Source organism: Pseudomonas sp. IAC-BECa141 (genome assembly GCF_020544405.1).
In the GTDB taxonomy this organism is placed as follows: Bacteria; Pseudomonadota; Gammaproteobacteria; order Pseudomonadales; family Pseudomonadaceae; genus Aquipseudomonas.
The window spans coordinates 3498153-3511239 of the sequence record NZ_CP065410.1 but is presented as its reverse complement, the minus strand read 5'-3'; the positions used below and the strand labels follow the sequence as shown (position 1 = coordinate 3511239).

2 protein-coding genes are annotated in these 13087 nt (G+C 57.9%); both read left to right on the top strand.

The genetic code is table 11. The features are described from left to right. Nucleotides 1-70 precede the first annotated feature (70 nt). Nucleotides 71-11962 carry a glycohydrolase toxin TNT-related protein gene (locus I5961_RS15865; RefSeq protein ID WP_227232801.1) on the top strand — a complete coding sequence of 3964 codons (11892 nt, stop codon included), beginning with the start codon at nt 71-73 and terminating at the stop codon, nt 11960-11962. A gap of 1 nt (nt 11963) precedes the next feature. Beyond that, on the top strand, nt 11964-12338 hold the full coding sequence (locus I5961_RS15860) for an Imm63 family immunity protein (RefSeq protein WP_227232800.1): 375 nt from the start codon (nt 11964-11966) through the stop codon (nt 12336-12338). Nucleotides 12339-13087 lie beyond the last annotated feature (749 nt).

Sequence of the window (13087 nt, the reverse complement as noted above, 5' to 3'; positions counted from 1 at the left end):
AATGCCCGTCGGGAAGTGCTGCGCCTGCGGTCTGCCTGCTCATTTATGTTTGTTGCATAGAGACTTCAACATGGACGTTCGCCAGTACGCCTTCCTCGCTCGCCTGCCATCTGCGGCCGTAAAACGCCGCGATACCTTTCTGGGCATGCCCAAGCGCGGGATCGCTTTTCTGCTGGCCAACGTCATGTTCTGGCAACCGATGTGGGCCCAGGCCGACGGCATTGTGGTGGCCAACCCCGGCACCACCCTTGATCGCGCCGGCAACGGCGTGCAGATCATCAACATCGCCACGCCCAACGGCAGCGGGCTGTCGCACAACCAGTTCCATGAGTACAACGTCAGCGCGCAGGGCGTCATCCTCAACAACGGCTCCAACCAGGCTTCGTCCACCCAACTGGGCGGCTACATCATTGACAACCCGCACCTGAAAAACAGTGGTTCGGCACAGGCGATCCTCAACGAAGTCATCGGCGGCAGCCCGAGCCAGTTGCGCGGTTACACCGAAGTGGCGGGGCAGTCGGCACGGGTGATCGTCGCCAACCCGTACGGCATCAGTTGCAACGGTTGCGGTTTCATCAACACGCCCCGCGTCACCCTCACCACCGGCAAACCGGTGCTGGATGGCAGCGGTCGGCTGGACCGTTTCCAGGTCGATCAGGGCAGCGTCGCCATTGAGGGCGCCGGGCTCAACGCAACCAACGTCGACCGCTTCGAAATCATCACCCGCAGCGCGAAGATCAACGCCGAGATCCAGGCGAAAAACCTGACCATCGTTGCCGGGCGCAACGACGTCAACGCCGACAACCTCAACGCCACGGCCCGCGCCGACGACGGCAGCGCCAAACCGCAACTGGCCATCGACTCTTCGGCGCTGGGCGGGATGTACGCCGGTGCGATCAAACTGGTCGGCACCGAGGCCGGGGTCGGGGTGAAACTCGACGGCAAACTGATTGCTAGCGGCGGTGACATTCAGCTCGACGCCAACGGCCAGCTCAGCCTGGCCGAGACCTCCGCCACCGGCGCGGTCAACGTCAAGGCCGCCAGCCTGGAGACGCGCTCGGCGGTCTACGCCGGCACTTCGTTGAATGCACAAACCCAAGGCGACCTGACCAACCGGCAGACCCTCGCGGCGCGGGACAGCATCAGCCTCAGTGCGGGCGGTCAATTGACCAATGCCGGCGCCATTGAAGCCGGGGTCAACGCTGACGGCGGTCGTAATGCCAATGGCGATCTGAGCCTGAGTGCGCAAAACATCGACAACCGTGGCAAGAGCCTGGTGGCGAGCCGCAATCTGGCGGTGAATGCCGCGCAGGTGCTGAGTAACCAGGGCGGCACGCTGAGTGCTGCGCAGATCGCAAGCATCGTTGCAGGGACACTGGACAACCAGAATGACGGGCGTGTGCTGAGCAAAGGCGCGCTGAACGTGACCGCCAATCAAGTGCACAACAGCCAAGGCTTGATCGACGCAAAGGGCAGCCTGACGGCCACGATCGGTCAGTTGAACAACAGCAACGGTCAGATTTCGAGTTCCGGTATCACTCGACTCAACGGGACGTCGGTCAACAACTTCGGCGGCCAGATTCTGGGTGATCTGGGGCTCAACATTGATCTCAGTGCAGCGCTGGACAATCGCGACGGCATGCTCGGTTCCGGCGTTGCTCTCGATCTCAGGGCCGGCAGCCTCGATAACCGGGACGCCGGGGTCGTGGTCAGCGATGGCGGTCTTGTAGTGCGGGTCAGTGGTCTGCTCGACAACCGCAACAAGGGCGAAATCACTGCCAGAGGCGCCATCGATGCGCGGGCCGGTCATCTCGACAATCGCGACGGCAAGGTCATCGGCAAAGGCACACTGGCCTTGCGAAGTGATTCGGCAGACAACCGTGGCGGCGCGCTGCAAGGCGACGGACAACTGACGCTGAATGTTGATCGACTGGATAACCGCGACAACGGCCTGATCATCGGCAAGGCCGGCGTTACCTACGCGGGCACGCGACTGGACAACAGCAATGGCCTGGTCAGCGCTGTCGGCGCTGTCGGTATCAAGGCCGGCGAGGTGCAGAACGCCAAAGGGCGAATCTCCAGCCAGGGCGACTTGACCGCGACCATCGGTCTGCTGCAACAGCAGGGCGGCGCACTGGTCGCACAGGGCAATCTGAGCCTGACCGGCACCACACTCGACAACCGTAACGGCGGGCTGATCGGCACCAAAAAAGCGCTGACTCTCGCGGTCGATGACATCGATAACCGAGCGGGCGAGCTATCTGGCAACCTGTTGCTCAACATCAAGGGCCAGCGTCTGGACAACAGCGACGGAGGCAAGATTCTCGCGGCCAGCGATCTGGAGCTTGCTGTTACCCGATTGATCAACCAGAACAAAGGCATGATCGTCGCCAGTGGTGCGACGAAACTGACCGGCAGCACGCTGGATAACACGGGTGGCTCGTTCGATAGCTTTAAAGGCCTGGTCATCACACTGGACGATGCACTGCTCAACGGCCAGGGGCTCATCAGCAGCGAAGGCACGTTGACCCTCAATGCCGGCCGTGTCGATAACAATGCCGGCAACCTGACCAGCGCCGGTGCCCTGGCGTTGACCAGTCTTGGCGCGCTGCTCAATCAGGGTGGCTCCATCAGCACCGACAGCACTCTGAAACTCAAGAGCGCCAGTCTCGACAATAGTCAGAAAGGTCTGATCTCCGGCAAGGACAAAAGTCGGATCGACAGCGGTGATGTCGACAACAGTCAGGGCGGGCGACTGATCAGTGGTGGAACTCTGGACTTCACGGCGGGGCAGGTCAACAACGCTGCAGGCCGCATCGCCAGTCAGCAAGCCATGACCATGTCGGTCACCGGCCTCGATCAGCAGGGCGGTGAACTGTTCAGCAAGACCAGCCTGAGTCTTGATTTGAACAACGGCCAGTTGAACAACCAGAACGGTTTGATCAATGCGCCCGGCGAATTGCTGCTCAAGCAACTCAATGGGGTGAACAACCAGGGCGGCGAAATCTCCAGCCAGCAAGCCTTCGCACTGACCGCACATGACCTGGACAACAGCAACGGTAAATTGCTGAGCCAGCAGGGTCTGACCGTGCGTATTGCGCAGGCGCTGAACAACGCCAAAGGCGTTATTTCCGGTACATCGCTGGACAGTCACAGCGCCAGCCTCGACAACCAGGAAGGCTTGATCAGCAGCCGTGGCCCGCTGACGCTGACGACCGACAACACCCTGGATAACCAGCTTGGTACGGTGATTGCCGACGGCAAACTCGAACTGACGGCGCAGACGCTGGACAACCGTGGCGGCAGCATCGCCGGCAAGTCGGATGCCACCGTGCAGGCGAAAAAGCTCGATAACCAGGACGGCCAGTTGATCGCCACCGGCGTCCTCAAACTCGATGCCGACCTGCTCGACAACCGTCAGGGCGGACTGCTCGGCTCGACCAGAACCATGACTCTTAACGTTTGGGATCTGGATAACCGCGGCGGTGAAATCAGCACCAATAGCGATCTGCAGGTGACCGGCAAAAAACTCGACAACAGTGACGCCGGCAAGATCTTCACCGCCCAGTCGCTAACGCTCACCGTCGAGCAATTGATTAACCGCAACAAGGGCCTGATCAGTGCCGGCACTTCGCTCGACCTGCACGGCGACTCACTGGACAACAGTGGTGGCGAGCTGCTCAGTCAGCAGGCCATGGCTCTGACGCTGAGCGGCGCATTCGACAACAGCCAGGGCAAGGTCAGTAGCGAAAGCGCCCTGACGGTCAATACCTCGCAACTGACCAACATGAAAGGCAGCCTTTCCAGCGCGGCGGACCTGACAATCGAGAGTCGCGGCAGCGTTGATAACCAGGGCGGTGCGGTGGTCACCGATGGGGCGCTGGTGCTCGACAGCACCCGCCTCGACAACCGCCAGGCAGGCATACTCAGCGCCAAGGGCGCGGCCAGCGTCACCACTGGCGACTACGACAACAGCACCGGCAAGCTCAGCAGCGCCGATACCCTGAACCTCGTCGCGGGGAAGGTCACCAACCGCGATGGCGGGCAGATTGGCAGCCAGGGCGCTTTGACGGCGTCGGTCACGGGGCTAGAGCAACAGGGCGGCAAGCTGTTCAGCAACACTCGCCTGAGCCTGGACATGAACAATGGCCAGCTTAATAACCAGAATGGTTTGATCAATGCCCCCGGTACGCTGCTGCTCAAGCAGCTCAATGGCGTGAATAACCAGGGCGGAGAAATTTCCAGCGGTGAAGCCTTTACCGTGGCGGCGCAAAATCTGGACAACGGCAATGGCAAATTGCTGAGCACTCAGAGCCTGACGCTGCGAATCGCCCAGGCTCTGGACAACGTCAAAGGCATGATCGGTGCAGCATCGATCGATACCCGGGCCGGCAGTCTTAACAACAGCGGTGGCAGCCTGATCAGCCGTGCCGATCTTGACCTGACTGCAGACGGTTTGCTGCGCAATGACAACGACGGTCTGATCAGCGCAGCGCAAGCGTTGCGCATTGGCAGCGCCGACCTGAACAACCAGGGCGGTGTTTTGCAGGGCATCGGCAGCGTCACGCTCAATGCCATGGCCCTGAACAACCGCGACAAAGGCTTGATCAACAGCCAGGGCAGTCTGTCGCTGACGGCGACAGCGCTGGACTCCAGCAATGGCGGTGAAGTCTCTGCCGGCGGCGACATCGACCTGACCTTGACCTCCCTGACCCAGAACGGCGGGCGTCTGCTGGGCGACAAATCCGTCAACGTGGACCTTGCCAATGGCGACCTCGACAACACCAATGGTTTGTTGACGGCCAAGGGGCCGTTGACCCTCAAGCGCTTGCGCGACCTGAACAACCAGGGCGGTGAAATCTCCAGCAGCCTGGGTTTCGACGTCATCGCCCGGGCATTGAACAACAATGCCGGCAAGATCATCAGCGGCGAGAAGCTGAAGCTCAGCGGTACGACCCTGACCAACCAGAACGGCTTGCTCTCGGGCTGGCAGCAGTTGAGCGTCAGTGGCGACAGTCTGGACAACCGCGCCAACGGCACGCTCTCAAGCCGCAACGGCGATGTGTCGGTCGATCTCAAGGGCGCTCTGCTCAACAGCGGGAACGGCGCTCTGGTTTCGCAAGGCAATCTGACCGTCAATGCCGCCAGCCTCGACAACAGCGACAAAGGCATCCTCAGCAGTGCGGCAGGGCAGACCCTCACGCTCAAAGGCGCACTCAACAACAATCAGGGCGGCCTGATCGACAGTGGCGCCGCACTGGACATCACCAGCGCTGCACTGACCAACGCAGGCGGTTTTATCAACGCGCTCCAGGCGCTCACTGCCAACGCTTCGAGCCTGGATAACAGCGGGGGCAAACTCGCGGCCAACGGCGCGATCACCCTGAACCTGTCGGGACTGTTGAACAACAACGCCGGCAAACTGGCGGGCACCGGTCCGGTCGTGATCAAAGGCGTCAGCGATCTGAGCAACCGCAACGGCCAACTCGCCAGTCAAGGCTCGCTGCAACTGCTGACCGGCTCGCTGGACAACGGCAGCAAAGGCACCATTGCGGCCAAGGATGACTTGCAGATTACTGCCAGCACCGCCGTGCGCAACGATGCCGACGGCTTGATCTACAGCCAGACCGGCAGCCTGCAACTCAAGGCGGCAAGCCTGGCCAACGGCAAAGGTTCGATCCAGAGCCAGACCGGCCTGACGCTCGACGTTACTGGCGATCTCGATAACCAGAGCGGAAAAATCATCGCTCAGGAAGGCGACGTGACGGTCGGTGCGGCCAGCATCGATAACCGCGGCGGGATTCTGTCCAGCATCAAGGGCGCGCTTGAGGCGCGTACCGTCGGTGTCCTGCGCAATGGCTTCGACCTGAACAACAATCGCCAGGGCGGCGTCATTCAGGCTCAGGGCCTGACACTGTCGGCACTGGCCGGGCTGGACAACAATGGTGGGCGCATCTCGGCGCAAGGCACCGACGCGAACATCACCACCGCTGCATTCGATAACCGCAATGGCGTGATCTACGCCAAAGGACTGGTGAGCGTCAATGGCGCCAGTCTGGACAACGGCGCCGGGCAGATCGCCGGCGAACGCATCGATTTCAGCCTCGGCGGCGCTTTGAGCAATGGCGCGGGGATCATTGAAAGCAATACCCAATTGACGGTCAAAGCGGCGAGCGTCAACAACCAGAATGGGCGCCTGCGTTCGCTGGGCAACTCGGGCAAGACCGAGTTCCAGATTGGCGGTCAGTTCGACAATCGCAATGGTGTGCTGGAAACCGCGAACACCGACATGACCCTGGCCGTCGGCAGCTTCCTCAACGGTGGCGGGCAGCTCAACCACGTCGGTCGCGGCAAGTTCGATCTCTCCACGGCCAACGTCATCGGCGCCGGCGGCAGCATTACCACCGGCGGCCTGCTGGATCTGACGGCCGACACCTGGAACAACTCCAGCGTGATTCAGGCCGGGCGATTGAACGTGAACGTCCGCCAGTTCAGCCAGACCGCAAGCGGCAAGCTGCTGGCGTCGGAGCTGTTACAGGTGCGTGGCGGCAACTGGACCAACGAAGGCCTGATCGCCAGTGATGGTTTCATCGACATGCAACTGACCGGGGCCTACGGCGGCAACGGTCGAATGTCGAGCCAGCGGGGGATCAATTTCAGCGCAGCCCAGCTGAGTGTCGGTGCGGCCGGCAGCATCGCCGCCGGCACAACCTCGACGATCAACGTGGGCGCGGCACTCGTCAACTCCGGGCGCATCACCTCCAGTGAAGACCTGACCGTGAACGCCGGCAGCGTTGTCAACTACGGCACTTTGGGCGCAGCGCAAAACCTGACCATCAACACGCCGTCATTGCTCAATGATCGTGGCCTGATTTTCAGCGGCAACGACATGACGCTCAGTGTTGGTAATCTGACCAACCAGAATGGCGACTTCTATGGCCTGGGCAACGTGGCCATCAAGGGTTATGGCACTGCGCAGGCCAGTCAGGTCTCAAACCTTTCGGGATCGATGGAGAGTGGCAAGACCTTTAAGATCGACGCGGCGAACTTCGCCAACCGCACTTCCGGCGATGACGGCACCCAGAGCTTTGCCCTAAATCGCAAGTTGGTTACCGGTTTCATTGGCGTTCAGTGTGGTGATTGCTCGGGTGGTACCTATGACGTCAATCTGATTGCCCATGAAGTCTTCGAGGGCGGGCAGGACAACGACACCACGGCGTCTTCCTTGGTGACAGCCGGTGGTGATTTCGTCTTCAACGGTGGTGAGTTCCTCAATAGCAAAAGTACGCTCAGCGCGTCGGGCAACATCACCATCAATGCCAACAACATGAGGAACGTCGGCGCGGTCAGCGGCAGCATCGAGCGGACCCGCATCTACCGTACTGGCGCCATCGACTCGGGGTCGTTCAATACCTTCATGCCTGAGGTGGTGGCATACAACCAGCGCAACAACCCTGATTTCCCTAACGTTTACTACATCGATGGCACCGGGAATTTTGCCCAGGGTGTCGTGACGTCCACCACCGGTCGGGAACCCGGTCATGACGGCGGTACGACCTACGTCATCACGATCAAGGACTCGGTGACGAACAAGTCGGTCGGCGACCTCACCCTGTCCGGCTATCGGTGGGGCAATACCAGCCTGCAGTCTCAGTACGACCCCAATAACCTTGTACAGATGCCGACCCGGCTAGACGGTTTCACGCTGACATCCGACAAAGAAGTGGCCCGAGACGGCACCAGCCCCACAGCAGGTCGCAATGCGGTCATCCAGGCTGGCGGCAACGTATCGATCACCGCCACAAAAGACCTGCAAAACAGTGTGATCCATCAGGATTACGGTTCAACCGGTGGCACCAACAAGGTGGGTAACACCAACGTTGGCAACTCGGGTACCACCGTCATCCGGATCAACAGCCAACTGCCGCCCGATGTCGCGCAGCAACAGGTCAATCCGCTCAGCCTGCCAGGCTTCTCCCTGCCAACCGGGGAAAACGGTCTGTTCCGTCTGAGCGGTCAGGGCGCGGCTGACACCGCACCCGTTGGCACAACCGGCCCGGCACCGACCTGGACGATGGGGGGGCAGGTTGTCGCTACCGAGGGGCATGTCGTGGCTGGAAGCAGTGGCGGCCCGCGTAATCTTTTCATTGATGCACCGCCCGCAGTCTCCGATAGCACTCGCGCGGTTGACACATTCCATCGGTCCCCGAGCGTGGTCACGGCGGTGGCCAGTACGGTCGATGTCAACGTGCCGGTAAAGTCGGCCGGTCCCGGCATGAAAGACCGCGGCAATGATGCCAGAGAGTCGATCGACACCCGTCCGGTGACACGCGTCGCCGGACTGCCGGACACGAAGGCACCGTCCAACGCGCACAAATACCTGATTGAAACGAACCCGGCACTGACCAACCTCAAGTCCTTCATGAGTTCGGACTACCTGCTCGGCAAACTCGGTTACGACCCGGATCAGAGCGCCAAGCGCCTCGGTGACGGCCTCTTCGAGCAGCGTCTGGTACAGCAAGCCGTGACCGCGCGCACCGGCCAGGCCTTCATCGATGGCCGAAGCAACAACGAGGACATGTTCCGCTACCTGATGGACAACGCCATCGCCAGCAAGGACGCCCTCAACCTGTCGATGGGCGTGGGCCTCACGGCCGAACAAGTGGCGGCGCTGACCCACGACATTGTCTGGCTCGAAGAGCACGAAGTGAACGGCGAAAAAGTGCTGGTGCCGGTGCTGTACCTGGCCCAGGCCAACGGCCGTCTTGGCCCGACCGGCGCGCTGATTGCCGGTAACGATGTGACGCTGATTGCCGGCGGCAATCTGGACAACGTTGGGACGTTGAAGGCGACGAATAATCTGTCGGCGACGGCGGGCAAGGACATCGTCAACAGCGGCCTGATCGAGGCGGGTAACCGCCTGAATCTGCTGGCGACCAACGACATCATCAACAAGTCCGGCGGCATCATCACCGGGCGCGATGTGAACCTGACCACGCTCAAAGGCGATGTGGTCAACGAGCGGACAATCACTTCCTCCGACAACAGCACCCGGTTTGGCACCCAGCATCATGACTACGCCGACAACGCGGCAAGGATCGAAGCGGCCAATGACCTGACCGTCAAAGCGGCCAAAGACATCAACATCGCCGGTGGCGTGATGAAAAGCGGCCAGGACATGGTCGTGAATGCCGGGCGTGACATCAACGTCTCATCCGCTCAGGTCACCAACAGCGTTTACCAAGACGCCAGGCACAACAGCAGTGACATCACCCAGCTGGGTGCGGAAATCGACGCTGGTCGTGACTTCAAGGCTGACGCCAAGCGCGATATCAACGTCATCGCCAGTCAGATCGATGCCAAGCGTGATGTTGCGATCAAGGCAACCGGAGACGTGGTCATCACGTCTGCGGCGGATGAAACCCACTCCCTGTCCAAGAGCAAGAAACTCACCGTTCAGGAGGACCATGTCAGCCAGGTCATGTCCGGCATTTCGGCAGGCGGCGACGTCAGACTGGATGCGGGTAAAGACCTCAGTGTGATTTCCAGCCGTATCACTGCCGGCGACGAGGCCTATCTGGTTGCGGGTGAGAACCTCGATATTCTTGCTGCGCAGGATTCCGATTACTCGCTCTACGACAAGAAGAAAAAGGGCAGTTTCGGCAAGCTCAAGTTGAAGCGCGATGAGGTGACCGACATCAAGCATGTCGGCTCTGAAATCAAGGCGGGCGGTGATTTGACGCTGTCCAGCAAGGGCGATCAGCTTTATCAGGTTGCCAAACTGGAAAGCGGAAACAACATCACGCTGGACAGTGGTGGCGCGATCACGTTTGAAGGGGTCAAGGACTTTCATGACGAAAGCCATACCAAGACCAACAACAGCGCAGCGTGGGTATCTTCCAAAGGTCGAGGCAATACCGACGAGACCCTGCGTCAGACCCAGATGATTGCCAAGGGCAACGTGGTGATCAAAGCCGTTGATGGGCTGAAGATCGATATCAAGGACGTCAACCAGGAGTCCGTCAGCCAGACCATCGACGCGATGGTCAAGGCAGATCCGCAGTTGGCCTGGCTGAAAGATGCCGAGTCTCGTGGAGACGTCGATTGGCGACGCGTCAAGGAAATCCACGAGTCGTTCAAATATGACAACTCTGGTGTGGGCCCGGCAGCACAAATAGCCATCGCGATCATGATGTCGTTTGTCATGGGGCCTGGAGGATTGGCATTGACCAGTGGTGGCTTCGGCGGCGCAATTGCCACCTCTTTGGCCACCACCGCAGTGACCAGCACCATCAGCAACAAGGGCAATCTGGGCGCTGCTTTAAAGGACACCTTCAGCGCTGACAGCCTCAAGAGCGCGGCCATCGCCGGGTTTACCGCAGGCGTGCTGAACTATGCGGACTCAAACTGGTTTGCGGGTGGAACCAGCAAAACTGCAAATGTCCTGACAAGCAGCAACTTTACCGACGTCGCTATCCGGACGACTGGCCGGGCCATCATCACCAGTGGCATTTCTACCGCCATTGGGGGTGGCAATTTCGGTGACAGTTTTAGCGCGGCATTGATGGGGCAGGCGGGTAGCGTCGCCATGGCGACGGGTTTCAATTGGGTTGGCGACACCATCAAGTTTCCAGAGGGCAGTCTTGAGAAAACTGTCGCGCATGCGCTGATGGGGGGCTTGCTCTCGAAGGCAACCGGCGGTGATTTTGCCACTGGCGCGGCAGCCGCAGGCCTGAATGAAGCGTTGACAAATCAACTGGTTAACTTTGCTAATGGCAATGATCAGTTGCACTTGATGATGTCGCAACTAACCGGGTTGCTTGCCGCCGCGGCAGTAGGTGGGAATCTTCAGCAGGGAGCCGAAATCGCGAGGAACGCTACGCAGTACAACTGGCTGCTACACAGAGAAGTTGTACAAGCGGATAACGCTCGAGCGGCTTGCGGTTCGGGAGATGGGGCTCAAGCGTGTCGGGACAATATCACCCGGGCGGTAGCCGCATTGGATGGCGAAAGACAGCGGGATATGGAGGAGTTTGGGCGCAAGATTCAGCTGCAGGCACTACAGGAAGGATGGACCCAAGAGGAATACAACGCCGCCAAGGCCAGTTACTTTGCAGGCGTTGACCCAAAAGAACTTACAAGTGTTTACCCTCCATCGATGGACCCCGGATTTCTGGCCAGAGAAGGATGGACAGTGGTCCAGAATAAGGTTGTTGAATGGCCAGGAGGTGTGGTTAACGATGCAAAATCGTTCTGGAATGCCGTTTCGTCACCTTTCGACACCTTGGGTGCTATCGCAGGTGGTATTGGCGGGTTAGCACTCGGGTTCAAGGACTGGATTACCAGCCCGATCCCTTCGCATACCCTGGAAAGGGAGTTTGATAAAGTTGGAACCGCCTCCGCCCAAGAGTTGGGCGGTATGGCTTTCGATGCGGCCACAGGGCTTATCACCGCTTATGTTGGTGGGAGAGCTGTTGAGTGGATTGGGGGGAAATGGGTTGATACGAAGGGTGGTTCGATAACTGATGGTGCAAAAGTAACTCCACCAAAAACTCAAGCATCGACCGGCGCCATTGCTGATAACGAAGCAGGAGGGTTTTCTTATTACGACCAGTTTAAGAAAGCTGACGGTAGTTGGGATTGGCCGAAAGAATTAGGTTTCTCTGGCAGTCCTATTAAGAATACATTGCCAGTTGGTACTAAATTGGACCGCTATGGTGGCCCTGAAGGTTCCTTCTTATCCCCTCAAGGTGTTCCGTATGATCAAAGAGCATTGGCGCCTGGCTCAAGAGCCGGAGGATACTATCAGTATGAGGTGCTCAAGCCATTGCCGGTCGTTCAGGGGAAGATTGCTCCTGCATTTGGTCAACCTGGAGGCGGGACTCAAATTTTACCTGACCTTTCTGAAAGGTTTAATGTTGATCGATTAGTGAAAGAAGGTTACCTGAGGAGAACTAATTAATATGAGCTCAGTCATTGAAGAAATACAAAAGGCCATTTACTCGCTGGGTGAGCGAATTGGTGCTCCAAGGTCTCTTTTGATTGTTAAAAGCAGTTCGCCAGAAGATGGAAGCCCCCATGTGGAGGTTAAATCGGACGAATTTAATTATGTATGCTCTGAGAGGGGTTTTGAAATATACAGAAGACGCACAAGCTCTTTGGATGAGTTGCTGTATTGGATAATTAGTGGTGTGGCCTTTAAATTGGCTTCAGACTACGAATTGGCTAATAGAATTGTTGGTGTCGACTCGCGGAGGCTGCTTTTTTCACAGTATGTATCAATTCTTGGGCGGATCAGTGATGAGTGGAAAAAAGGGCCTCTGATGAGGTGGAGTTAATATTGATCAACGCCCCGTATTTGGATGTATAGCAATAAGAAATGCTGAGTAGGTGGTGCAAAAGGAGCAGCCCCTACAATAAAGCCAACGGTCGAACTGTTTGGGGGGAATGCTCAAGCTGTATTTTGAGAGATGTATATGATTTGCCCAAGATGTCAGCAGGACGACGTTATCAAAGCGATGATAAAAGCGAATAAGTCGATTATTTTTATTTGCCCTGAGTGCGAAGCGACGTGGTTTTCGATCGACGAAATAAAATTTCCCGGATTTGTGGATTACATGACTTATATGAGCAGTATTGGTCTGTCCCATCTGTGGGGTGAGTTGGAAATTATTTCGGAGAAAATATAGGTGCCGGAGTAGTAAATGCTAAAAGGGGACAGATTTATTTTATTAAATAAATCTGTCCCCTTTGGTGTTCAAAAACATTGGATATTGAGCGCAAACGGGAAAAGCAAGAAGACTAGTCATTAGCCAAAGGAAAAGTGGACAGATTTCTAAAAGGAGCTGAATGGTGGTGAATAACAACATAGTTGTTCGACTGATTTTAAGTGCGTGTGTTGTCTTGTTTGCATTTGTGGTGTTTTTCATGATCTCTCTTGGGGTCGTTTCATTGACGATGGCGGTGTCTTATCTATTTTTCGAACCTAACTTCAGCGTGTTATTCAAGTGTGTGGGGTTGCCATTGACGATGTTTTTGACGGTTCGATGGATCTATAAGAACTTTTCTCGTGTGAAAGAGTTTGTTA

Coding starts and splice junctions, on each gene's coding strand:
- I5961_RS15865 (WP_227232801.1), top strand. CDS start 71: ATGGACGTTCGCCAGTACGCCTTCCTCGCTCGCCTGCCATCTGCGGCC.
- I5961_RS15860 (WP_227232800.1), top strand. CDS start 11,964: ATGAGCTCAGTCATTGAAGAAATACAAAAGGCCATTTACTCGCTGGGT.